A 22911-nucleotide genomic window follows, 5' to 3' on the forward strand; every position below is an offset into this window, starting at 1 on the left:
TCCTAGAAGAAAAGCATCAGGTTTAATTCCTGAGCCAGTTGACGTTCGACATTGACACCGTAAGCGTAGTCAGAAATTTCCAACGATGCAATCATTGGAAGCAAAGATTTCTTTTTAAAATAAGAACTCACAGTAGAGTAAATAATCTGTGCTTTCACTTTGTGATAGTTGGACTGCGTGTTTCGGGAAAGCAGATCATAGCGCAAACCGCGCGCGCCCTGAAACGCGTCGGCTTCTTTGTTCGCAAACTCGTAGCCGGTTCCAAAACTCAACTGATCATTCCAGTCGTAAAACAAGTTTCCACCTGCGATTGCTGAGTTGCCAATCTGACGCTGAATGCGTTCTTTGTTGGCTGCATCTGGAAGAGTGTCATCGGGATTTGAGGGAACACGTTCAGTGATTTGATCGGGAACATTTATGATGTAAGACGCAAAAGGCACCGCGGTGAATTTTGAAAACTTATAAGAATAAGCGATAGTGTTATTCACATTGGTGCGACCGAAATTATTTAGCGCCGCAAGATTATCGCAATCGTATTCAGGTCCCGTGGGTAAGTTCACTTGTGCCTGATAGATCAAAGCAGTTTTGGTGTTATCAAAAAACTTATAAACGCTGACCAGCTGAACATCGCCAACAAAGGATTCATTCTGATCCGTCAGTTTTTTATAACCCTTTTGCGCAAGAGTCTCGTTAGTGGCATTTCCAAGATCTGTCGCCAGTGCCTGATCCAACTCCGGATTGATTCCAGAAAATTGCTTACGGTAATATTCAGTATTCGAGAACTGCTGAGACAGGGAAAGTTTGTTGGTGTAGTGCACAAACGGAACACCCATTCCCAGGGTCCACTTCGCTGTGATCCCGTGAGCAAAGACGGGTGCAATGTAGTTCACATGGGGTTTGGTTTCGACCCGCAAAACACCCAGATTCAGTTTGTCACCAAGCTTTGCTCCGCCGAATTTGTTCAAGGCGTTTATAAGCTTTTGGGCATCGGCATTGAATTTTTGTAGGGTCTGAGCGTCGAAGTTAACGGATTTATAGTCCCCCAATTTGACCAGGGTTCCGTCCTCTGTATATCTTTCACTGATCCCATCCAAATTCCCATAGCGGAAGGATGGACTGCTGATTCCCGCCGGAAGAGTCTCGGTGGATAGCAGGGCCCATGAGCGTTTGGCGCTAAAAAGGAAGCTACTGGCTATCAGAATCAGTACGACTGCTTTCACGTTTTCTCCGCGAGTTTTTCGTTCAGAGTCTTATAGCCGATATGCGTAAAAAAGTCTCGTATTTGAATAAATATCCTAGTGGGTTTGTTAACGATTTCTTTGTAATCCAGCTCGTTCACTGCAAGTGCTCGATACGGTGGTAAAAAATCCAGATTTCTGCTAGAGTGCCGGCACTATGACCACAACATTGAAGGTATTCCTTTCAGACAGCTTTCATCCCCATTTAAATCTGGCGACAGAAGAATGGATTTTCCATAACCTGGATCCATCCAGTCAGGTTATGTTTTTGTGGAGAAACGAAGAAACCGTCGTCATCGGTCGCAATCAGAATCCCTGGTCGGAATGCAATCTGGCGCAAATGAAGAATGACCAGGTTCATCTGGCGCGCAGAACAACTGGTGGTGGAGCAGTTTTTCACGACCTGGGTAATACCAACTTCACTTTTCTATCTCCCAAAGAAGGCTATCGCCGCGAAAACAATGTACAGATCATTTTCGATGCTCTGAAGGAATTCGGAATCGAAGGCGAGGCCTCAGGCCGTAATGATCTGATGGTGCCGTTTCACGATGGCCCCCGCAAATTCAGTGGCAGTGCTTACCGCGAAAAAAAAGACCGGGCATTTCATCATGGGACTTTGCTGTTGCACGCAGACCTAACCAGACTTGGCAATTACCTGACTCCGAATCCCAAGAAGCTGCAATCCAAGGGTAAAGAATCCGTGCGCGCACGGGTCACGAACCTTAACGAAATCAATAAGGACATCAACCACGACAAAGTCGTTGAAGCCTTGGTGCGCTCGTTTGAAAAGTTTTACGGAGCCAAAGCGGAGATCATCATGCTTAGCATGGAGAGTCTGCCGAAAATCCAGGAACTGAAAGAACAGTACGAGCGACTTGCTTCCTGGGACTGGTTGTACGGTTCAACGCTCGAATTCACTCACAAAATGGATGAGTACCTGACCTTGGGATTCTTTGATTTCCATTTCGTGGTTAAGGACGCCGTCATTCAGGATTTAAAAATCTATACCGACTGTCTGTATCCTGCATTGATTGAAAATCTGCAGCAGACCCTGGTTGGACAACACTATAACGGGGACAGTGTGAAGGCAGTATTTGCCGAAGTTGTTCAGAAGTTCCCTGACCTTGAGCCACAAATCAACGAATTGGAATCGTGGCTTGTTAAAAACATCGAAGTGTAGGGAAGTCGCCATGGTTGAAATTGGTCGTATGAATAAATTGAAGTCCGTTAAAAGAGCTGAATTCGGAATGTTTCTGGATGGTGGCGATGACGGTGAAATCCTTTTACCACGTCGCTATGTCAGTGACGACATGAATGCAGGGGACGAAATCGAAGTGTTTGTACATTTTGATTCAGAAGATCGTCTGGTTGCTACCACAGAAAAGCCAAAAGCCATGGTGGGCGAGTTTGCCCATCTGATGGTGAAGTCGGTTGAAAACGTCGGCGCATTCCTGGATTGGGGATTGGGTAAGGATCTGTTTCTTCCGTATTCGGAGCAAACCCGCAATTTGCGCGAAGGCCAGGCCGTTGTGGTTTATTTATACCTGGATAAGTCAGATCGTATTTCTTCCTCGATGCGCTTGGATCGTTATATTTCCAAAGAGCCTGGCGACTACAAAGAGGGCCAGCAAGTGGACCTTTTCATTGCGGCACAAACTGACTTGGGATTTAAAGCGATCATCAATGGTCTTCATTGGGGAATGATTTATACCAATGAGATTTTCGACCGACTGGTGCATGGCCAAAAGTTAAAGGGCTATATCAAAAAAGTTCGCGAGGATGGCAAAATTGATTTAAGCCTGCAAAAGCTGGGGCATCAGAGCTCTGAAGACATCGGACCGTTGATTTTGGAACGTCTGCGCGAAGAGGGCGGCTTCCTGCCGATCAACGATAAGACTTCCGCCGAACTCATTTACGAGATGTTCGGCGTCAGTAAGAAAAAATATAAAATGGCTTTGGGCGATCTGTACAAAAAACGCGTGATCACCGTTAAGGACGACGGCATTTACCTGAATAAGTAAATGCCCGCTTTTCAGTTCAGCTGGGCAAGTGATGACTGCTTCACTAAAGCTGGAGGAAAGTATTTTCCGTTTTGCAGTTCTTTGCTTGGTCCATAAAATCTAAGCGTTAAATTATAGTTCTCGCCCGCCGGGGTGGGTAGCCAGTTCTCTTTGGCAACTCCCTGCGGCTGTTTGCTCGCGAAATATAAAGTTACTGAGCCGTCAGCATTCGGTTTCACCCCGGTTTGCTTGTTGATGATGAACTTGTTGTCTGGATTCGGGATCACCTTAAAGTCCTTGGTATCCACGCAGACGATGCTCCAGAAGTATTTTGAGTAAGAATCTGGTGTTTTACCCTTTGGAAAAGTCATTGAATAGACGGTATTGCCGTTAAGAAACTCTCCTTGGGTGTTTTTAATAGCGGTGTAGTAGACGGCTTCTTTGGAATTGTTAGCCCAGATTCCACCATAATTAATTCCTGTTCTTGCCAGGTAGTCGGAGCCATAGTTTCCGTGACGGGGAGCCAGGCCCCAGCCGTTTTTATGCTTCTGGATTTTTTCAATGAGACCGAAAAATACCGGTATCGCTTTTTCCTGAATGATTCGCGCCGTGGAGTTTCGGGTTTTATTATTCTTGGCAGCGGCCTCTACAGCCAGGACTTTTCGTTGCAACCCTCCCATGCCGGGGTTGATGTCTTTTTCGGATTCCAGAATTGCGGAGGCATTGTCAAAAACCTCGATTCCCGGAGGGGATTTGTGCTCAAAAGAGACGACCTTCGGGGCTTCTGCAATGACCGGTTTTCCCGTGGAATACATTTTAATCTGTTTCTGCAGTTCGGTCGCTTGCTTGGGATCCGCGCCTAATTCCACTCGTGCAAGGACCCGTGATTTTTTCGACGGTAAAATGATTTTTTGAACGTCAGGATCCAGAATGACGTTAGCATCTTTTAAACACATGGCAAATTTGCTGGATGGATGTTTGGGGAAATTGCGTTCGTTGATATTGGCGGTGGTTTCGCCCCATCCATTCAAAAACTGTATCGTGTAATAGCGGTCCTTAATTTCTGGAACTTCCACGATCGTGCAACTTTTCTCGTCGATTGCGACCCACGCTTCACTGTATGCAACATCCAGATTCGGATTCGCCCATTGAACTCCACCGACGTCACGATGTTTGATTTCATTCCACTTAAAACCTTCATTTGCAAAATCCAGATTTTCTTGTCTAAGAACCAAAACACGTCCCATCAAGTACTGGTAGGCATCCACGACCTCTTTGTTGGAAATATTTTTTAGATCCCGCGCCTCAGCAGCAATGCCTGATAAGAAAACCAGGATGAAGGGCAGCGCTTTTACGAAGTTCATAAGAAAGACTCCTTTTTACGTTTGCTAACAGTCTAAAAGCGGCAGTCCAAGTGAGTACATTTGATTATTGGCAACCGCAGCGGCTCATAACTGGTCTATTTGGATGAGTTTAGTGAAGATATCTAAAAAATTAAACAGGAGGGGATTCGTGAAGATGAGTTTGATTACCGTGCTGGTTGTGGTTTTGAATTTGAATGCAGCATGGGCTGAAGTAACCGGCGAAGAGATGAATAAAGCCAACAATCCCTTAACTCCGATGGCTGCCGTGAACTTCCATGATTACGTGCAAAGTTCAGTGTTTGGCACGGATGAAACTTTGAATACGTTGTACCTACGGGCTGCGACACCCTTGAAGCTTTGGGATATGCCTCAGTTGATGAGAGTGACCCTGCCATATCTGCCGGCGGCGCTGGAGACACCGACCAGTACCACATCAGGTTTGGGTGACCTTAGTATCTTTGATATCTTCCTTTTAAAAAGTGGCGGCACTGTAGAATACGGTGTCGGACCGTTGCTGGTTTTTCCAACGGCGGATAAGGATGAAACAGGTGCTGGCAAATGGCAAATCGGCGCGGCGGGCGTTGTCATGTCACCACAATCCTGGGGCATGGTGGGGGCTCTTATTACCTACCAACATGATTTCGCAGGTGATGAGGATCGTCCGACTCAGAATATCGCAACGGTTCAACCCTTGGTTTTATGGAATCTTCCCTATGGAATTTATCTTCGTTCTACCGGCATTTGGTTTTTCAACTGGGAAACCGGGGACTACAATATGCCAGTGGGCGCGGGTGCCGGGAAAGTTTGGAAGTTTGATGGCGGAACGACGATGAATCTTTTTGCAGAACCGCAGTGGACAGTGGCCCACGAGGGACTTTACGCTCCCAACTATCAGACATTTGTCGGTCTGAATTTTCAGTTTCCACTGCAATAGTTAGTAATTGATTGCTGAAGAATACAGAAATCCCACGGTGTCGGAGTTAATAGCTCCGACATCTTTGTTTTTCATGTATTGATAAAACAGACCGATATTACCTTCATAGGTTCGCTGATGAATTTGAAACCCTGCCGTGAGCAGGATGTTTTCGTGCTCGGTCATGTTTGAATAACTCACACCACTAAGCCATTTCGTATTTTGGTAAAAAGGAATTCTCCAGCCTAAGGAGACATTGAAGAGCTCACTTCCATCTGTGTACTCAGGCGCATAAGTTAAATCCAGTAAAAGATCCTGATCGTAAAAGTGAAAAGCCTGCCCCAAGGTGAATCCGAAAATGTTATCGGTGTGGGGAGTGTAGCGTCGAAAGGTTTCGTCCTTATCAGTTTGCCCGGTGGACATTTGATTTTGATAGAGCTCGCCTTCGGCGTAAATGTTCACTCCACGCCACTGCACTGTAAGTCCCAGATCATAATTTTCATGGGCCTGCCACAGCAATCCTGGTTTAAGAATAAGAAAGTTTTCGGTTTCAATGCGTTTTTGAGTCAGTGTGGTTAAAGAACCCGGAGCAGGGGTGTTGGAAACAATATCGTCAGCCGTTTCGCCCCAACTCATGGCAACAGACAAGCCCCAAGAAAGGCGCGAGTGAATCATTCCTCCATAGGCAAGTCCTGCTAAAGCCATTTGGCGTTGAAGTTCTGCGGTCACTGTAGAGCCGTCACTGTTTTCAAGGCGAACATAATTCTGGGTGTTCGTGGGATAGCTATAAAACAGGCCCGTATGAATGACTTCGTTATAGGGCAGAATAGCCGAGGCTAACAAAGTGCCTGATTTAAGAGTGCCCGTTTCGCGCTGAAAGGCCGATCCGTCAAGTTCCTGATAGGCGATAGAGGATCCCGACACGGAGAGATTCACCTTGTCTTTGCAGAATCCAATTCCGGCCGGATTGTAAACGGTACTTCCGGAGGAACAGGGCAGGGCGGTCCCGGCATTTCCCAGAAAGGCTTCAGCACTGCCCACGGGACTCATAAAAAGAGACGCGTGGGACAGTGCTGGTAAGAAAAAAGTAATAAGCAAAATTATAAAAATCGGCACAGTATCCTGAAATTAATCAAGTGAGATCATCACATTCAGACCCACGGATTTGTAATCAGCCAAACCGCGTGCAACCACTGCATTGTTGGCATCAAAGTAAAGATGAAGGCCCCAGGTTGGATTGAATTTGATAGTACCACCAAAGATGAACGGGAAGGTCGGTGTATCGACACTGGATACATCACATGCCGGATCGCCAGAGCAGGAGCTGGAAATGTTAATGGATGCCAGGAAACCAAAGTATACACCAAACTTTTCGTGGGGCTTAAACAGCACTGCAATTGGGATGTCTAGATAATCCAGATTCCAGTCGATCTCAGTTCCTGTCGCGTCACTTTTCGTTTGCAGGGGGCGTTGGGTGTAAAACACTCCCGTGCGAAAGTGCGCCACATTTCCCTCAAGCGGAATGTGCACGAAACCTCCACCCTGAAAGCCCGTGCGGGACTCCGTTGAAACCGGTCCGTAAGCATCACCATTTTGCTGGCGTACTCCCAGTTCCAATCCATAGTCCAAGGCGGCCTGAGCCTGACTGCTTAGAATCAATAAAGCTAAAATTCCAAAAAAGTACTTTTTCATTCGCTTCTCCTTTTTGTTTTATGAATAATTATCGACGGAATCCGCCACCACCGCCGTGAAAGCCACCGCCAGCACGCATACCGCCTCCGCCACCGCGCAGATAATTGGAATTGCTGTGGGAAGGTGGGGCAGCGCTGCGATTGACATTCGGTGTGGCAGGGCGCGAGGCACGTGCATCGTGATTGCGTTCCAGATTCTGAATGTTGTCGGGTTTTTGCACCGGCGACCACGTGTTGGGTCCGTTGTATTGGGACCAGTCGCCTTTGCCGTTACGACGATAGACTCCACCATCGTGACTTGCGTAAATGTTCCCGCCGTCCATTCCACGGGCAAACTTCGTATCGCCAATCGTGTTCACAACCATTCCGTGTCCGCCGGAACCAGTGATCACAGTTCGTTTGCCCCAGTTGTGATAGACGTTGGTGACATCAATGTTTACGTAGGTACCGCCCCAGCAACACGATCCCCAACCCCAGGGATACATCACGCTTCCCATGGAAAAGCCCATATAAAATCCAGCCTCATAGCCCCAGCCATATCCCACACCAAATCCATAGGTCGCAGGGGGAGGATACCAGGCAGTCGCCGTTGCATAAGGGGCATAAGAGTAGCCAGTTCCGTAAACGATCGTACCATCAGCGGAAACAAATGTTCCGTGATAACCAGGTGTGTAACCGACGACCACATAGTCAGCGCTGGTGCTATAAATTTTCACATAGGTGACATAGTACAAGGGTGAAGAAGTCGGAATTTGATAAATCTGATCAGGGACGGCAATCGCAACTTCCCAGGGTCCTGATTCCTTCGACGCATTAAACCAGATACCGTCCTGTACAATGTAGTACTGCTGCGGATTGACCATGATCAGGGGAGTGTTGCAGTTTGCGGCGTACTGCAGATTGGTGGAGGAGATTTTCTCCCACTTAATAGCGCCATCACATTTAAGATCTTTGGGCTTGGTAGATCGCGCAACCTGTGCCGTTTGTGGAATTTGATTGGTGATCAAAGCTTCTTTTGCCTGAGGGGTGCCGGGTACTGAAACCAAAACTTCAGCGACAGGACTGTTGGTTGGAATTTTCGCAAAGTCTTTTGGCAGACTTCCACCAGGAACATACTTCCAGGGACCTTGCAGAGATTTGGCGTTGAACCAGCGACCTGAAATCAGGGCAAAGTAAGTTTGGGAGGAAGTTTCCAGAAACACAGAGTTCGGGGAATTTGAAACGTAAAGCAGCCCGGTTTTTTCCACTGCAGAAAATTTCGGTTCTCCTTCACTTTGCAAAAGCTCGGTCGGCTTGGTCGCGATAAAGATTTTCGGGGTGACCCCCGGAGGATAAATGCTGTTTCCTTGGGATGTACGTCCCGCCAATGGGTCGACAGTTTTGTCTTTTACCAGCTCATCTTTGACCATCGTGATTTTGGAGGTGGGAGCGGATTTTGCCGGCACAAACGGACCCGTTGCCGCAGGTGCCGAAAACCATTTCTCCAGGGCCCAAAGATAAAAACCTTTATCGCCATCAGCAATGATGAGCGCGCTGGTATTCACCACGCGCTGGGGTGTTTTGTATTTCCCGGATGGTCCCATCACAGGATTTCCAGAAATCATAATCAACAAACTGGGCGAGGTGGAAAAGATAATCTGCGGGGGCTCATTCTTTAACTCGGGGGATTTTCTTTTTTTATCCAGCGAAGATAATTCAAGGCTTGCGACAACGTTGCGATAGGGGAGGACGTGTTCTTTTTTGTTTAATGCTGTTTCAAAAGTTTTCGTGAGCTCTTCGCGGTGGGCGGTGTCGCCGGGCAACTGCATGTCAGCAATTTTGATGGTTCGCAATGTCACCGTGGATTGTTCTTTGTCGATAAGACTGTCAGCCTTCATCAGAAAGGATCCGAAAGAATCTTTCCCGTCCCGTTGCAACTTAAAGGCAGTGCGGGCAGTGATCAGATTATTTTCAATGCTTTCAACTTGGGGCTGAAACAGGGTGACCTTTTGTTTTGAATCCAGGTTTACTTCGATGGGCCAGCTCTGCGCACCCGGAGCGGTTGCAGCGGGCTTTTTTTCCTCCGTTGCTCCCTGGGCAAAAGATCCCAAAAGAAAAATAAGGCAAACGGCCGAAATAGATTTAAGCCCCATGATCCCCTCCATGTTTATAGTAGGATGGTACGGGATAGGGCTTGGTTTGGGATGGTCCTGTGGTAACTTACAAACCGTTAGTTTGTTTGTTCGAAGGTGCCTTTTTCGCGGTTTTTGCGAACATTTGGAACTGTGAAAATCTGATTATGGAATGCGATGTAAAAGCCGGGATGCATAAGTTTGGCAGCCAGCATGGCTTCGGTCACATTCTGAGTGGCATCACTGTCATCAAAGCCCATGGGAATCATCGCGCCCGTAAAGACCACGGGAACTTTCGGTGTCCCGATGTCCTTAAAACAATGTTCGGCAGTAATATGCATCGTATCGGTTCCGTGCAGAATCACGATCGGGCAGCCTCGTTGCATTTGATCTTTGATGGTCACACAAATAAGTTCGCGATCAGCATCAGTCATGTAAAGCGAGTCTTTGCTAAGTAACGGATAAACTAAAATGTTCGTGTAAGGTAAACGCAGTTTCGAAAGAATGCGGTTCTTGATACTGGTGCCACGATTTTCCAATGAGCCATCAAACTCATTATAGGTTTTTTCAATCGTGCCACCGGTGGTGATAATTACGACGTCTTGTACTGGAGTTCCCATATATGTCGGAGATCCTAAGCTAAGATCCCCGAACTAGCTACTAATTTTCGCTGACTTGTGGACCACAAGCTTGGTCCAAAGACATATTGTCTTTTTTCGGGTTGAAAATACGGCCCAACTTGCCAGTCAGACCGCCCGTGCCTTTTTTGTAGATTTGGCACTTTTGAATCAAACCAAAGTGATCCGTGATCATCATGCGGTGCAGACCAACGCGCAAAGTATCAAGGTTCGTCTGTGCTTTTACGCGGTTCGTATAAGCAGCCGTCAGGTTGTTACCTGCATCAAGAACATGCAACAAATCAGTCGCGCCCATTTGGAATTTTTGAAGTTCTGCATCATACAAAGCTTCTAAATTGTCCACGGCCTGTTTTGCCAGGTTCAATTGCAATTGGCTTTCGCGCAAAGAACCCACAGTCGTTTCCACCATTTTAGCCTGGTCGAAGTCGATTTGTTTCTTTTGAAGTCGGATGGAATCAAGTTCGCGATTACCGATTTTTAGAATCAGGAAGTTACCGAAGTTGAAAGTCGCAGAACCTGCACCTTCCGCATCAGCAAAGGCACCTGTTGGTCCACGGGAAGCGCCATAAGTCGCACCCGTCAGGAAGGACCAGAAGGCACTCCATTTGCCAGCTTCAGTCGCTTTTAGCATGGAAGACAACTGACGAAGCTCCGGAGAGCGGGACAAAGAAAGATCCACAGTTTTTTGCAATGGCTCTTTTTCAGCCGTTGAGGAAGCGATGTGGAAAGATTCAATTTTGATTTCAGTGGAAAGAGGCAAAGCCAGCATTTCGCGGATCGCCGCTTTTTCCTGAAGAATCAAAACATCCATTTGCGAAACCTGGATGCGGGACATTTGAGTTTGCGCCTGAACTTGCAAAAGTTCAGATTTTTCTCTCATGCCGGCGTCTACAGCCATTTGAATCATCTCTTCGATTTTTTTGTAGTTCTCGTACTGGTATTGAAGGATGGAGCGAAGTTCCATATCGCCCTGGATTGTTGAATACAGGGAATAAGCGGAAGAATACGTATTCAACTGGGAGATGTAGTAGGACTCGCCCTGAGCATTCAAAAGATGCTGGCTTTCACGCAGGTCCAACCATTTGCTTGGAAGCAGGAATGGCAAAAGCATCGTGACTGACGCCAGTGAGAAGCTTGCGCTGCTGTCGATGGCGCCACCCAGGTTGATACCTGGAAGAAGGTTTCTGCGGGCACGGTCGACCATGTCTTTAGCTTTGAAGACGTTGTTCATTTGCACGGCAAGATCAACGTTGTTTTCAAGCAAACGAGTTTTCAAAGTTCTTGGATTGATAGTGATAGAAGCTGGTTTGGATTCTTTAGCCGCGAAAGAAGTTGCCGTGATAATTGTTGCAAGTGCGATCGCTGCCAAATTTCTCATTTTGGAATGAATCATCTGAGTCCCCTTAGAGGGCTCAAAAATTATTTGGTACCTAATTAGAAGTCAAATTATCTCTGAAAATAAGAACTAAACGCTCCTAAACATTATAAAACTATTCGCTTTTTCGTGTGCCTTTGAGAATGGCAGGTGCTCGTTCTTTTCAATTAAAAATGAGGTGTTAAACTGAGAAAAATAAACCTAACCGATTTCGAGGAGCAGTACGTTGGAAGATCAGAAGTCGTTTAATTACAGTATAAGCCATAAGAACCGGATGCTTGTCGTGTCCTTTACCGGTGAAGAAATGAGTCCGGGAGTGATCCCTGCACTGGAGGCCTGCCGGCAGGAAATTCTTTCCAAAGAGGAAGTCCGTCAGGTCGTGTTCTATTTTCAAAATATTGACCGAATTTCCACGGAGGCCTTAGCAAGCTTTGCCCAGTTGCAAAGGGATGTTCGCGCCAAACCGGCGGATCTGCGTCTGTGCTCGATGAAGGATTCTTTACGTGAAAAGTTGTTGAGAATGGGGATTGTCCGGGGCCTGGAGGTCGCCGAAGACCTTAAGACGGCGTTGCTGTCTTTCCCTCGCGCGGCATAAAAAAAGGCTGTCTTTCAAGACAGCCTTTTTTAATTCCAAAAAATCCAATAACCAATTTCTAGTTACAGTATTTGTAGTCCTTGATCGCAAGCTTGATAAAGTCCGAACCATTGCCGCGCAGAACTTTCTTGTTCCCTTTGGCATCAGTGATGGTTACACGGTGGTGTTTCGTTGCATTGGACTGCAAAACTTCCCAATAAGTCGCACCAGCGGAGCGAACAGGGAATAGCTTAACTTCCTGTCCTTTGTTTTTTTGTTTGGTGAAATAGCCCTCAAGCATTGAAAGCACGCACGGGATAAAGCGGTTTTCATCTTTAGTGGTGGCGTCACCACTGCGGCAAAGTTTACCGTAGTTTCTTTCTTTACCAACGTGCAGTTGGAAAGGACCACCCAGTTGGCCATTGGGACCACCGGAGCGCGCACCCAAGGAGCGGCAAGTGCTTTCATAGAAAGACATCGAGCCCAGGATAACGGTCCAAACTTCTTCTTTTTCTTTTTGCGAAAGAGTCGGGTACTTAGGACAAGCGGCCTTCAGATCTGCCGTGCCAGCTTCCAGCAACGCGAAATCGTGTTTGGCAAATGCCTTTTCCACGGCCTGATAGTAACGGCCTTCCTGTTCTTTATTAACCACGCTGGAGGCGCAAACCTTTTCGGCGCCAATCTTTTGTAAAGACCGGTAAACGTCGATAGCTGCAGCGTCCTGTTCAGAAAGCGCCTCAGCCTCTTGTTGGTAGATTTCATCCGTCATGGTGGCATTCTTAAAGGACGATGGGGATGCCATCGAAACCGAGAAGTTACAGATGATCAGGCCTACTAAAATGATTGTGTTCTTGTTTAGCATACTCATGGGTAGGAGCTATTGCAGATCGGGTGCCATCTGTAGACCTCATGATTTAGCCGTGAGGCCATCAGGGGCTGTCTAAATCTGAGACACCGACAAACTTTGCGTTACCGTTCCCGGGAAGGCCTAAAAAACAAAGGGCCGGTGAAAGCTCACCGACCCTCGAAGTCGCCCACAAAGACGCTATAAAACTAATTAATCACGGAAACGACGGGGAGCTGAAGCACCACCGCTGTTTGGACGGGATCTTTTGATCCCTGGGTGGTCATTGCGCTCAGAACGGTTGCCACGGTTCTCGTCAACATCGCTGTTGAAAGAACGACGGCGTCCTGGACGATCTCCACCGCTGTTGTCACCGCGGAAAGAAGCGCTTGCGCCACCTTCACGGGATGGACGGCTGTCACGGTTGCCACGATTTTCATCACGACCACCCTCACGGCCACCACCATCGCGGTCATTGCCACGGAAGCTACGGCGTGCGCCGCCTTCACTTGGAGCATCGTTTTGGTAAGAACGGTCGCTGAATCTTGGACGGTCACCATCGTCACGACGGTTGCTGCGGAAGCCACCACGGTTACCGCGGAAGCCGCCACCTGTACGAGGACGGTCATCACGGCCGCCACCATCACGGTTGCGTGTGAAGCGGTTGTCGTTAGGATCACGCGGCAACAATTCACGAGGAATACGGTCGCCCATGTAATCAAGGATCAAATCTTTTTTAACGAATACGTCCGGGAAGTAAGCCACGATAAAGCGAGCCAACAAGTCCTCAGTGGAAAGATCCTTAAAGTTGATATCATCAGCCTGAGAAAGATCCTGGATCAAATCAGCTGCCAATTGAAGTGATGCATTTTCAGCATCCATGGAGCCCACTTTATCCAATACGTTTTTGATTTTAAGACCCGCAACTTCGTCAGCAGAAGGAACAACACCTTTAGTGAAAGTCGCTTTCGTCGTGTTCATCACACGGCGAAGAAGAGTCAGTTGATCAGAGTTCACCAAAGTGATCGCTGTTCCTTTTTGACCGTTACGGCCGGTACGACCGATACGGTGAACATAAGATTCAGCATCCCATGGCAAGGAGTGATTGATTACGTGAGTAAGGTCTTTGATATCCAAACCACGAGCGGCAACGTCTGTCGCCACGATGACTTTAACCTGCTTGGATTTGAATTTTCTCAAAGTCGCTTCGCGCTCTTGCTGGGATTTATCACCATGCAAAGAGTCTGTCGGGAAACCACGTTGAGACAGGATATCCGAAAGATCAGCAACTTCCATTTTCGTCTGGCAGAAGATGATACCGTAGAACTCTGGAAGAGTTTGCAACAAGCGGGAGATAACCTCTGTTTTGTGCATGTTTTTAACTGTGTAGTAAACCTGCTCGATAGTGTCAGCTGTAGAGCCCACTTTGTTCACAGCCACTGTCTCTGGATTTTCCAGATACTTTTCAGTGATACGGCGAACTTCAGTCGACATAGTTGCAGAGAACAACCAAGTTCTGCATGCCGCACGGTCGTTGGAAGCGGCGTCATCAGGGTGAGTCGCGGAAAGGATGAAATCCAAAGCGTCTTTGAAACCCATGGAAAGCATTTCGTCAGCTTCATCCAGAATCACAGTTTGAACCTTGGAAAGCTTGATCATTTTTTGCTCTAGGAAATCAACCAAACGGCCCGGAGTGGCTACCACGATGTGGGCGCCACGTTTGATGCCTTCGATTTGTGTACGGTAAGAAGCACCACCGTAGATTGTTACTACGCGGATGCCTTTTTTCTTACCCAGCAAAGCCAATTGCTCAGCAACCTGCAACGCCAACTCACGAGTTGGAGAAAGCACAAGTGCCTGAGTGTCTTTGATTGTCGCATCTAGATTTTCAATAAGAGGGATACCGAACGCAGCAGTTTTACCAGTACCTGTGGAAGCGAGACCGATGAAATCGTTCGCACCGCCTAATAGCAAAGGAATAGCTTGTTTTTGGATGGGCGTCGGAGTTGAGAAGCCCATGTCTTTCATCGCATCCATCAACGGAGCGCTAAGACCAAAGCTTTCAAATGTATCGACAGTAGTTAAAGGAGGAGTCACGAGGAGCCTTTCAGTTAGTGGAGCACTTAACCAAATGGCCAAACTATTTTCGGATATTGGTATGCGCTCTAAGATCTGCGGAAGATACACGATATTGAAGGTAAAAGCTCAGGATATATTCCACCGCTGCAATAATAATGAAGTATTTGCAGAAAACGAGTGCATTTCAGACACTTACGCGACTCTCGACGATTATAGAGCTTCTCTTGTGAAGGATTTATCTAAGGGTAACTCGCGATAGGTGATTCCAATATGGCACTTAATTCACTCCTCCCATCGTTGGGCCGACGTCTTAGCCTTGACCTTGTGGGGGCTTTTTCAGCTCCGGCAGCGAAGAGGTATGTATCCATGTATACTTTGAGGGATGCCTAAATTCCCGGCAAAGACCGCCGGAAAGAATCTTGGGCTGATAGTAAAAAATTAAAAATTTTGGCGCATCTCGGGGCAATTCGAGTTATATAAGGGACCATGATTCACTTATCAAATATCACAAAGCAGCAGGGGAACAAAGTTCTCTATCGTAACGGTTCTTTCCAAATCAACGAGGGCGAGAAAATCGGTCTGGTCGGTTTGAACGGAACAGGTAAAACCACAATCTTCCGTATTATCACGGGGGAGGAAGGTTACGACGGTACCGTTTCCAAATCTGATAAAACTGTGATCGGTTACTTCTCTCAGAACATCGAAGATATGCGCGGCCGCTCCGCTCTTGAGGAAGTGAAATCTTCCATCAGCAATCTGGGTGATATGCAGGTAAAAATGCAGGAATACGAAGCGAAGCTTTCGGATCCTGATTTGGACCCTGATGAAATGATGAAAATTCTTGAGGTCTACGGGGAAATGCAGGGCGAGTTTGAACGCCTTGGCGGCTACGATCTGGAATCCCGTGCCGCAGAAATCCTGACCGGTCTTGGTATCGGTCCTGACGACTATCACCGTCCAACAGAGAGCTTCTCTGGCGGTTGGAAGATGCGTATCGCTTTGGCGAAAATTCTGGTTCTGAATCCGCAAGTATTGCTGATGGACGAGCCGACGAATCACTTGGACGTGGAATCCATCATCTGGCTTGAAGAGTGGCTGGTGAACTTCAAGGGTGCGGTTCTAATGACATCGCATGACCGTGACTTTATGAATCGCCTGGTTGGTAAAATCGTGGAGATCGCAAATAAAACGATCACGGTCTACGGTGGTAATTACGACTTTTACGAAAAAGAGCGTGATATCCGTAAAGAGCAGTTGATCGCAGCGGCCAAGCGCCAGGAAGATATGCTTGCCAAGGAAGAGGAGTTTATTGCTCGCTTCGCGGCCCGTGCCTCCCACGCGGCTCAAGTGCAATCCCGTGTTAAGAAACTTGAAAAAATCGACCGTATTGAAATTCCAGAGGAAGAGTCTGAAATTAAATTCGTATGGCCTGTTCCGCCACGTGGTGGGGACGAGGTTGTCCGCTTTGAGGGGCTTTCCAAAATCTGGAAACGTGACGATGGCAAAGAGAAAAACGTTTTCTCCGGTGCAAACGCCCTGGTTAGACGTATGGATCGTATCGCTGTTGTCGGCGTGAATGGTGCCGGTAAATCGACTTTGTTAAAAATTATCGCTGGTGAAGTTGAGCCTACCGCAGGAACCTGCGCTTTGGGTGCCTCCATCAATCTGGGTTACTTTTCCCAGAACTCTTTGGATGTGCTTGATCCTAAGATGACGATCGTTGACGAAGTTCATTCCCGTATGCCAACAGCTGGTATGGGAACTGTGCGCTCGTTGCTGGGGGCATTTAAGTTCTCGGGCGAGGAAGCGGAAAAGAAAATCTCCATTCTTTCGGGTGGTGAAAAATCCCGCGTGGTTCTGGCAACTATTCTGGCGCAACCCGTGAATCTTTTGATTCTGGATGAGCCGACGAATCACTTGGACATCGTCTCTCGTGAAGTGTTGCTGGATGCAATCAAACAGTTCCCTGGAACTGTGATGATTGTATCGCATGATCGCCACTTCTTGCGTGAAGTGACGACGCGTGTATTCGAAGTTGATAAAAATCAGCTGCGCATCTACGAAGGCGATTACGATTACTACATTCATAAAAAGAAACTGGAAGCAGCCGGTAAATAGGCTGATAAGTTATGAAGCTTGCCTTTGACCTGCGTGATTTCAAAATTCCTGTGGACCGCTTGGCGCCACAGGAAGTGTTTCGCACTCGCCAAAAGGATCTTTTGTCCTATCGTTTCTATGCTGCACGATCTGAAAATCTGGTGATCCTTTGTCATGGGATTGGTGGCGACAGTCGTTACCTTTGCTCTCTTGCCAGTGCCATTGCACTAGCAGGCTTCGCACAGGTCGTGACTCCGGATTTCCGTTGCCACGGCGCCAGTCTTTCGGCTTCTGACAACATTGCCAGCAACCAGTTGGAAGTCGATCTCGAAGAACTTATCATTCACATGAAAATGAAAATGCCGGTGAAGAAAATGACCTTGGCTGGTCACTCCTTGGGTGGCGGCTTCACGTTAAGAATCGCGGTAAGCGATGTAGGTCAGCAGTTCACAAACTTTGTTGCAATTGCCCCTTATTTGCCCGAGTCCTTTCATGCCCTGACTGCAGATCTGGGGGGATGGATTTCATTTAACTCCCAGGACGAGGGAATAAAAGTGAACTATCCTGAGGCGTTTAAAACGGGTGAAGAAAAACTCAGTTACAGTGCGGACTTCATTAGAGCAGCAGTGGTCCCAGAAGATTTATTGATTCGTTTGCGCGAAGGAAACGCGTCACTATCGCTTATAACAGGCGATCGGGATGAAGTGGTGCTTGGAGCCCGCCATCTGGAAGTCTTTGAAGGCTTGGCCCATCCGCTCGTATTGGCGGCCGGTTTAAATCACCTCACGATCGTATCAAAACCGACCACAGCACGATCCTTGTTTGAGTCGTAAAAGCGACCGATGTTACGAATAAATTTGCTTTAGCCAACTTAAGTCCTGCCGATAAGTTATACGGAAAATTGAAGAATCTAAAATAACAAGAAGAGTAACCAATCTTGAACGTAGGCGGGGGTTATGAATTCTGAACTGGGAGTGTTCGCACTCCGGCAGATCGTGTCGTCCATGGTCGTAATGGGACCACTTATCGTGATCGCGGGCGCATTTAGCTATGTGTTCAACCAAAATAGAAAGGCTGTCGTAATGTACGTGGTCATTGGCATATCGCTGACGGCTATAGGAGCGGTAAGCATGTACAACGACTTCGCAAACCGCGGGGAAGTGGCCGAAGAAAACAAAAAGTAATCAGATGGGCGCTGGCTGAGAGGTCAGCGCTGTTTTTTTGACACGATGTGGGCTCCCTTTCAGTCTAAAACTATGATCTGCTTCAGATCATGGACATCCGCAAAAAAAAGATATTCAGTTGGGCGCTTTACGATTGGGCGAATAGTACTTACTCCACCACAGTCATGGCGGGATTCTTTCCCGTATTCTTTAAACTATACTGGAGCCAGGGCGTGGATCCAACGGTGACAACGGCTCGCTTGGGTACTGCTATTTCAATTTCCAGCTTAGTCATCGCGATGCTAAGTCCCACCCTGGGTGTGATCTCGGATCTAAAAGGTTTCAAAAAATTATTCTGCCTAAGTTTCATGATGATCGGTGTGGTGGCCTGTGGCTGGATGACCTTCATTCCGGCAGGTGACTGGTGGAGTGCGATCCTGGCTTATGGTATTGCGATGATGGCCTTTAACGCCAGCTGCGTTTTCTATGAATCTTTACTGCCTTACGTCGCTGAACCTAAAGAAATGGATTACGTTTCTTCGCTGGGTTACTCGATGGGTTACCTGGGCGGTGGAGTTTTGTTTTTGATAAATGTTTTGATGCATCTGAATCCCCAGTGGTTCGGTCTTAAAGATGGCACGCAGGCGGTTCAGATTTCCTTTATGACCGTGGCCGTGTGGTGGTTTGTGTTTTCAATTCCTTTAGCGCGAAATATTCCAGAGCCAGCGACTGAAATCTCCAATGAAAATATCTGGAAGCTGACCAATCGCAGTATTTTGACTTTGCAGGCGACTTTTAAAGAGCTGATTTTTAAAGAACGCAATCTGCTGTTTTTTATGATGGCTTACTGGCTCTATATCGACGGCGTCTACACGGTCATGACAATGGCGGTGGACTATGGAATGTCTATTGGCTTAGGCTCCAAAGATTTGATCGCAGCTTTGCTGATCACGCAATTTATTGGATTTCCCTGTGCATATTATTTTGGAACCGTGACGAAACGATTTGGCACAAAAGCTCCGATCATGTTTTGCATCGGCATTTACGGTATCACCGTCGTGGCGGCTATGTGGATGAGTCAAGCATGGCACTTTTATCTATTGGCTGTGGTTATCGGAATGGTGCAAGGTGGAGTTCAGTCCTTGAGTCGTTCGATGTTCGGGAAAATGGTTCCGCGCCATCAAAGTGGCGAGTACTTTGGTTTATTTAATTTAGTCGGCAGATTTGCATCCATCCTGGGGCCTTTGATTGTGGCCTTTACGGTAACTTTAACAGGGAACTCCCGCCTGGGGATGGTTGGATTACTGGTGTTATTCGTTGTCGGTGGTTGGCTACTGGCAATGGTGAAGGAACCAAAAGTTCAGAACTAAGGCTTTTCTTTTTCAGACTCGGCCGGGGAGGATTTCGTATTGGAATCTTCCTCGGGATGAGTGGCCTGTTGGTCCTCGATGATTTGCTTGGCTTTTTTGCCCGTGATTCCCATCCATTCCGGTAAAAAGACGGCGATCGCAACGAAGATCATCGTAATGATAACAAAGAAAATACTCATGGCGATGAACAGATTCATAACGGCCTCCAAAAGGGTGTATCTTTTCTAAAGCATTCGGGACGAAAAGGGAATGTGAAATTAAATAATGGACTTTACTTCCTGAACCAGCCATAACCCTTCGATATGACTTACAATCCACGCGATAGATACTTTAAAAAAGCTAAAGAAGAGGGTTTCGCAGCACGCTCGGTTTTTAAGCTTGAAGAGATCGACAAGAAATACAAAATTTTTAAAGGCAGTGGCCAGACCGTTTTGGATTTGGGTGCTTCGCCAGGCTCGTGGTCTCAGTACGCTTCTAAAGTGGTCGGCGCTAAAGGCCGCGTGTTGGGTGTGGATTTAAGCCCGGTAACCGTGAAACTTCCAAACGCTGTTTTCATTCAGGCGGATCTTCGTGATTTGAACCTGGAAGACACTTTCCGGGATCATGGTTTCCATCCTCCGTTTGATATCGTGATGTCAGACATGGCCCCTAAGACCACAGGCATTCGCATGACAGATCAGGCGCGCTCTATGGAGCTGTGTGAGCTGGCGTTGGATGTGGCTCGCAAATTCCTGCGTAAAGACGGTCATTTTGTTTGCAAGCTTTTTCACAGCGATGATTTCGCCAAGCTTCGCGAGGAAATCAAAAAGTCCTTTGCCAAGTGCGAAGTGATGAAGCCTGATTCCACCCGCAAAATTTCCAAAGAAATCTTTTTGATCGGTCTTAATAAAAAATGATTCAGATCGTTTTTGAAAACTCCCATTTCGTGATTTGCGATAAACCGGCCGGGGTGCTTTCCACGCCCAGCCGCATGGGAGCCGAAGACGAACGCAATTGCTTAGGCGTTGCCCTGCAAAAGCAATTGGGGATTCAGATCTATCCTGTGCACCGTCTGGATTTTGAAGTGTCGGGCCTGGTGATGTATGCTAAGACCGCCAACGCCCACAGAAAATCCAATGCCTGGTTCGAGCACAAAACTGTCAGCAAGACTTATCGTGCGCTGACTACGTCTCAGGATTTTTCCCATATCCCTCCTAATGTTAAAAACTCCCGCGAGAAATTTTCCGTAAGTATAGGGCAAAAGTTCGAGTGGAAATCCCGTATTCTGCGCGGCAAGCGCCGCGCCTTTGAAAGTCCCGAAGGCAAAGACTCCTTAACGCTGGCTGAGTATTTGGGTACGAATCAGCAGGGCTATTTGCAATGGGACCTGCAACCCGTAACAGGACGCTCGCACCAACTGCGTTTTGATTTAAGTCGTCACGGTTTTCCGATTGTGGGTGATACTTTATATGGCTCTAAGGTCCCATGGACCGGCAAAGATGCCATTGCCTTAAGAGCATTTAAGATTGATTTCAGCAAAGCTCCCGGTGCTCAAGAGCTTCAGCTGCCTTCGGTAATTCAATTAGATTGAGAAACTGGTGCCACGGCTTTTTTAGGATGGCCGTCGACACGGAATTGGAAAAGGAAATAGGGCGGAACACAAGAGCCGCGGTCCTTTTCAAAACTTTCCGCACAAATATAGTCATCGCGACACGGATTGAGCTGATCGCATCCGCGCAGTCCCACTCCAAGGGAATATTCCTTTAAACAGGCATCAAAGTTTTTAGTTCCAATGCAGGCATTAAACCCGGGACGAGCCGCAGGCAAGGGGCCGCAACTGGCTTCCGCTGGCAGGTTCTCGCAGCTGAGTGTTCTGATATTCCCGTTTAAGAATCCCCCCGTGCGGGTTCCAGGCATCTGACTTTGCGGAGAGCACATGGCGTTTGCTACAGTCACAACGAGCTTGTCAGAAGTGCGCGTGTATTTATCATTTCCAAAAGACGTGGTGACGATCTTGCCCATTTCACAGGGATCACCGACTTGTTGAACTTCAGAAAGGCAGATGCCCAGTCCCAGACTGTCTTCTTTTTCTAAAAGTGTTTTACACACAAGCCCTGGGGCGCAGGTCCATTTGTTAAAGGAAGGGTCTTTCCCCGTCGAGCAATGAGCTCCCCAGCCATTTGACAGGCCCGTGCCTTCAAGCTTTTGTGAACGACGTTCCTGGGGACGGGCAGCAAAGCCACGGGAATAGTCGATGGTTTCGTTACGGGCAAAGGCGTCGATGATTTCACGGCGACGGGCAAGGTCTCCCATATAATGAGCAGAGCCAGGTAAGAAGACCGAGTTACCAGCGTATTTTCCCTGGGGATCGCGACCAGTAAAATGAAAACCACCGATAGCGCGAGTTTGATGGCAACCCACGCAGGTGGATTCATTCAGACGGCGCAAAAATGCGGTAGAAGATTTGATGTTTTCGAGAGACTGGGTTTTGACGATGTCCGTAGCAGAACTCGGTAGTAAGCCAAAGAACAAGCGATTGCCCGAGCGATTGATGCCACCTGGGGCAATAGAGATCGCGTTGGTTGCTAAAAACTTTTTAGGCAATATCATCGTTCCATCATCAATGGCCTTGATGTTTTTTGGTACATTTAACCAAGCCGTGAATTCCGCCATCAGACCGGCATCTGCCTGCAGCTTGGCGCGATCTATTTGATTTTCCAATGTCGTTTCGACAAAAGCTTTACCGGTCCATTCGTAGGCCTTTAATAAATACTCTGCATGGCCACCAAAATCAGGCCGTTCAGAAGCCGCCATGCGGGAAATCTGTAAATTCAGTTCAAGATCTTTAATCTGCAAACGATCAAAGATCTGGGGATTTAGTGGTCCTGTAGTTAAAATATCCTGAGCCGTGGAATCAGCCGTGATGCTTTGCCAGCGTTGAGCAATCGCCTGGCACTGGGCAGACGATCCCTGATGCAACAAAAGGTTGATGGTCATCGGCAGGCGGGAAGCAACATTCACGCCCTGGCTTTCCACATTGTAGGCCAGGCGATAAATAAAGCGAATCTCGCCACAGTGGTTTGGATTTTTATAACCCACGTCCATGCGATTGATAATTCCGACCAATACGAATCGCGCACGTTCGTGTGTCAAATAATTCAAATCAAAAAGTCTTTGGTCGAACGCCATTCCCACACCAGATTTGGGATTCATTTGCTGATAGACTGCGAACTCTGATTTCAGATTTTCCAAGATCACGCTGAAGTTTGTCTTAGACAGTTGTGAGTTGCCGACGACTCCCAGTTTCTGACCGGGATTAATCAGGTCCGCCAAAGAGAAACCCTGAAGTTCAAGAGCTTTCAAAGTTTCAGGCTTGGAAATACTTAAAGCATTTTCCAGGTTGTCATGAGCCTGTGCTGTAGAGCAGGCGGCAACTAGTAAACCGGCTGAAAGAAATAACTTCAGAGATTTCATA

21 protein-coding genes are annotated in these 22911 nt (G+C 47.4%); 10 read left to right on the top strand and 11 right to left on the bottom strand.

What is annotated here, in order from left to right; translation table 11 throughout:
- Nucleotides 1–2 precede the first annotated feature (2 nt).
- On the bottom strand, nucleotides 3–1220 hold the full coding sequence (locus ACLWNV_RS06610; protein ID WP_413587141.1) for a hypothetical protein: 1218 nt from the start codon (nucleotides 1218–1220) through the stop codon (nucleotides 3–5).
- A gap of 175 nt (nucleotides 1221–1395) precedes the next feature.
- On the opposite strand from ACLWNV_RS06610, the gene ACLWNV_RS06615 reads away from it, so the two are divergent.
- Both ACLWNV_RS06615 and ACLWNV_RS06620 read left to right on the top strand, forming a co-directional pair.
- Nucleotides 1396–2418: a lipoate--protein ligase gene (locus ACLWNV_RS06615; RefSeq protein ID WP_413587142.1), complete on the top strand. Its 1023-nt coding sequence runs from the start codon at nucleotides 1396–1398 to the stop codon at nucleotides 2416–2418.
- Nucleotides 2419–2428: 10 nt separating this feature from the next.
- The gene (locus ACLWNV_RS06620) at nucleotides 2429–3259 is read left to right on the top strand and encodes a S1 RNA-binding domain-containing protein (protein ID WP_413587143.1); all 831 of its coding nucleotides are present in this window, start codon (nucleotides 2429–2431) and stop codon (nucleotides 3257–3259) included.
- Between the two features lie 11 nt (nucleotides 3260–3270).
- Here the strand turns inward: ACLWNV_RS06620 and ACLWNV_RS06625 are convergent, their stop codons facing one another.
- The gene (locus ACLWNV_RS06625) at nucleotides 3271–4602 is read right to left on the bottom strand and encodes a DUF1214 domain-containing protein (RefSeq protein ID WP_413587144.1); all 1332 of its coding nucleotides are present in this window, start codon (nucleotides 4600–4602) and stop codon (nucleotides 3271–3273) included.
- A 154-nt stretch (nucleotides 4603–4756) separates the two neighbouring features.
- Here ACLWNV_RS06625 and ACLWNV_RS06630 point away from each other — a divergent pair, with 154 nt between their 5' ends.
- Nucleotides 4757–5536 carry a hypothetical protein gene (locus tag ACLWNV_RS06630; protein ID WP_413587625.1) on the top strand — a complete coding sequence of 260 codons (780 nt, stop codon included), beginning with the start codon at nucleotides 4757–4759 and terminating at the stop codon, nucleotides 5534–5536.
- Here the strand turns inward: ACLWNV_RS06630 and ACLWNV_RS06635 are convergent, their stop codons facing one another.
- The 5 genes from ACLWNV_RS06635 to ACLWNV_RS06655 all read right to left on the bottom strand — a co-directional run bounded on the left by ACLWNV_RS06635 (nucleotide 5537) and on the right by ACLWNV_RS06655 (nucleotide 11348).
- Nucleotides 5537–6613, bottom strand: a complete 1077-nt coding sequence (locus ACLWNV_RS06635; protein ID WP_413587145.1) for a hypothetical protein — start codon at nucleotides 6611–6613, stop codon at nucleotides 5537–5539.
- 30 nt (nucleotides 6614–6643) lie between these two features.
- Nucleotides 6644–7207 carry an outer membrane beta-barrel protein gene (locus ACLWNV_RS06640; protein WP_413587146.1) on the bottom strand — a complete coding sequence of 188 codons (564 nt, stop codon included), beginning with the start codon at nucleotides 7205–7207 and terminating at the stop codon, nucleotides 6644–6646.
- A 28-nt stretch (nucleotides 7208–7235) separates the two neighbouring features.
- The gene (locus ACLWNV_RS06645) at nucleotides 7236–9338 is read right to left on the bottom strand and encodes a hypothetical protein (protein WP_413587147.1); all 2103 of its coding nucleotides are present in this window, start codon (nucleotides 9336–9338) and stop codon (nucleotides 7236–7238) included.
- 77 nt (nucleotides 9339–9415) lie between these two features.
- Nucleotides 9416–9937 (bottom strand): asparaginase domain-containing protein, encoded by a 522-nt coding sequence (locus ACLWNV_RS06650; protein WP_413587148.1) that lies wholly within the window; start codon nucleotides 9935–9937, stop codon nucleotides 9416–9418.
- Nucleotides 9938–9977: 40 nt separating this feature from the next.
- Nucleotides 9978–11348, bottom strand: coding sequence for a TolC family protein (locus tag ACLWNV_RS06655; protein ID WP_413587149.1), 1371 nt, complete (start codon nucleotides 11346–11348; stop codon nucleotides 9978–9980).
- Between the two features lie 208 nt (nucleotides 11349–11556).
- On the opposite strand from ACLWNV_RS06655, the gene ACLWNV_RS06660 reads away from it, so the two are divergent.
- Nucleotides 11557–11925 carry an STAS domain-containing protein gene (locus ACLWNV_RS06660; protein WP_413587150.1) on the top strand — a complete coding sequence of 123 codons (369 nt, stop codon included), beginning with the start codon at nucleotides 11557–11559 and terminating at the stop codon, nucleotides 11923–11925.
- A 58-nt stretch (nucleotides 11926–11983) separates the two neighbouring features.
- Here ACLWNV_RS06660 and ACLWNV_RS06665 read toward each other — a convergent pair whose 3' ends face one another.
- Nucleotides 11984–12772 carry a hypothetical protein gene (locus ACLWNV_RS06665; RefSeq protein ID WP_413587151.1) on the bottom strand — a complete coding sequence of 263 codons (789 nt, stop codon included), beginning with the start codon at nucleotides 12770–12772 and terminating at the stop codon, nucleotides 11984–11986.
- 189 nt (nucleotides 12773–12961) lie between these two features.
- Nucleotides 12962–14845 (bottom strand): DEAD/DEAH box helicase, encoded by a 1884-nt coding sequence (locus ACLWNV_RS06670; protein ID WP_413587152.1) that lies wholly within the window; start codon nucleotides 14843–14845, stop codon nucleotides 12962–12964.
- 468 nt (nucleotides 14846–15313) lie between these two features.
- Here ACLWNV_RS06670 and ACLWNV_RS06675 point away from each other — a divergent pair, with 468 nt between their 5' ends.
- The 4 genes from ACLWNV_RS06675 (at nucleotide 15314) to ACLWNV_RS06690 (ending at nucleotide 19457) form a co-directional block, all read left to right on the top strand.
- Complete coding sequence (locus tag ACLWNV_RS06675; protein ID WP_413587153.1) at nucleotides 15314–16945, top strand: ABC-F family ATP-binding cassette domain-containing protein; 1632 nt, start codon at nucleotides 15314–15316, stop codon at nucleotides 16943–16945.
- 11 nt (nucleotides 16946–16956) lie between these two features.
- Nucleotides 16957–17757, top strand: coding sequence for an alpha/beta hydrolase (locus ACLWNV_RS06680; RefSeq protein ID WP_413587154.1), 801 nt, complete (start codon nucleotides 16957–16959; stop codon nucleotides 17755–17757).
- Nucleotides 17758–17928: 171 nt separating this feature from the next.
- Nucleotides 17929–18108 carry a hypothetical protein gene (locus tag ACLWNV_RS06685; RefSeq protein ID WP_413587155.1) on the top strand — a complete coding sequence of 60 codons (180 nt, stop codon included), beginning with the start codon at nucleotides 17929–17931 and terminating at the stop codon, nucleotides 18106–18108.
- Between the two features lie 89 nt (nucleotides 18109–18197).
- On the top strand, nucleotides 18198–19457 hold the full coding sequence (locus ACLWNV_RS06690) for an MFS transporter (protein ID WP_413587156.1): 1260 nt from the start codon (nucleotides 18198–18200) through the stop codon (nucleotides 19455–19457).
- Here the strand turns inward: ACLWNV_RS06690 and ACLWNV_RS06695 are convergent.
- Nucleotides 19454–19654, bottom strand: coding sequence for a hypothetical protein (locus tag ACLWNV_RS06695; RefSeq protein WP_413587157.1), 201 nt, complete (start codon nucleotides 19652–19654; stop codon nucleotides 19454–19456). The genes ACLWNV_RS06690 and ACLWNV_RS06695 overlap by 4 nt on opposite strands.
- 105 nt (nucleotides 19655–19759) lie before the next feature.
- Between ACLWNV_RS06695 and ACLWNV_RS06700 the strand changes: the two genes are divergently transcribed.
- Complete coding sequence (locus tag ACLWNV_RS06700; protein WP_340599678.1) at nucleotides 19760–20353, top strand: RlmE family RNA methyltransferase; 594 nt, start codon at nucleotides 19760–19762, stop codon at nucleotides 20351–20353.
- Nucleotides 20350–21027 carry an RluA family pseudouridine synthase gene (locus ACLWNV_RS06705; protein WP_413587158.1) on the top strand — a complete coding sequence of 226 codons (678 nt, stop codon included), beginning with the start codon at nucleotides 20350–20352 and terminating at the stop codon, nucleotides 21025–21027. The genes ACLWNV_RS06700 and ACLWNV_RS06705 overlap by 4 nt, the downstream gene beginning before the upstream one ends.
- Here ACLWNV_RS06705 and ACLWNV_RS06710 read toward each other — a convergent pair.
- Nucleotides 21015–22910 (bottom strand): hypothetical protein, encoded by a 1896-nt coding sequence (locus tag ACLWNV_RS06710; protein WP_413587159.1) that lies wholly within the window; start codon nucleotides 22908–22910, stop codon nucleotides 21015–21017. The genes ACLWNV_RS06705 and ACLWNV_RS06710 overlap by 13 nt on opposite strands.
- Nucleotide 22911: the final 1 nt, after the last annotated feature.

It is taken from the genome of Bdellovibrio sp. HCB274, assembly GCF_047306075.1.
Classification (GTDB): Bacteria; Bdellovibrionota; Bdellovibrionia; order Bdellovibrionales; family Bdellovibrionaceae; genus Bdellovibrio.

Excerpts from the sequence above, each read along its gene's own strand:
- ACLWNV_RS06675 (WP_413587153.1), top strand. The coding sequence starts at position 15,314 with ATGATTCACTTATCAAATATCACAAAGCAGCAGGGGAACAAAGTTCTC.
- ACLWNV_RS06685 (WP_413587155.1), top strand. The coding sequence starts at position 17,929 with ATGGTCGTAATGGGACCACTTATCGTGATCGCGGGCGCATTTAGCTAT.
- ACLWNV_RS06615 (WP_413587142.1), top strand. The coding sequence starts at position 1,396 with ATGACCACAACATTGAAGGTATTCCTTTCAGACAGCTTTCATCCCCAT.
- ACLWNV_RS06690 (WP_413587156.1), top strand. The coding sequence starts at position 18,198 with ATGGACATCCGCAAAAAAAAGATATTCAGTTGGGCGCTTTACGATTGG.
- ACLWNV_RS06695 (WP_413587157.1), bottom strand. The coding sequence starts at position 19,654 with ATGAATCTGTTCATCGCCATGAGTATTTTCTTTGTTATCATTACGATG.
- ACLWNV_RS06625 (WP_413587144.1), bottom strand. The coding sequence starts at position 4,602 with ATGAACTTCGTAAAAGCGCTGCCCTTCATCCTGGTTTTCTTATCAGGC.
- ACLWNV_RS06620 (WP_413587143.1), top strand. The coding sequence starts at position 2,429 with ATGGTTGAAATTGGTCGTATGAATAAATTGAAGTCCGTTAAAAGAGCT.
- ACLWNV_RS06645 (WP_413587147.1), bottom strand. The coding sequence starts at position 9,338 with ATGGGGCTTAAATCTATTTCGGCCGTTTGCCTTATTTTTCTTTTGGGA.
- ACLWNV_RS06680 (WP_413587154.1), top strand. The coding sequence starts at position 16,957 with ATGAAGCTTGCCTTTGACCTGCGTGATTTCAAAATTCCTGTGGACCGC.
- ACLWNV_RS06705 (WP_413587158.1), top strand. The coding sequence starts at position 20,350 with ATGATTCAGATCGTTTTTGAAAACTCCCATTTCGTGATTTGCGATAAA.
- ACLWNV_RS06665 (WP_413587151.1), bottom strand. The coding sequence starts at position 12,772 with ATGAGTATGCTAAACAAGAACACAATCATTTTAGTAGGCCTGATCATC.
- ACLWNV_RS06700 (WP_340599678.1), top strand. The coding sequence starts at position 19,760 with ATGACTTACAATCCACGCGATAGATACTTTAAAAAAGCTAAAGAAGAG.
- ACLWNV_RS06630 (WP_413587625.1), top strand. The coding sequence starts at position 4,757 with ATGAGTTTGATTACCGTGCTGGTTGTGGTTTTGAATTTGAATGCAGCA.
- ACLWNV_RS06650 (WP_413587148.1), bottom strand. The coding sequence starts at position 9,937 with ATGGGAACTCCAGTACAAGACGTCGTAATTATCACCACCGGTGGCACG.
- ACLWNV_RS06710 (WP_413587159.1), bottom strand. The coding sequence starts at position 22,910 with ATGAAATCTCTGAAGTTATTTCTTTCAGCCGGTTTACTAGTTGCCGCC.
- ACLWNV_RS06655 (WP_413587149.1), bottom strand. The coding sequence starts at position 11,348 with ATGATTCATTCCAAAATGAGAAATTTGGCAGCGATCGCACTTGCAACA.
- ACLWNV_RS06640 (WP_413587146.1), bottom strand. The coding sequence starts at position 7,207 with ATGAAAAAGTACTTTTTTGGAATTTTAGCTTTATTGATTCTAAGCAGT.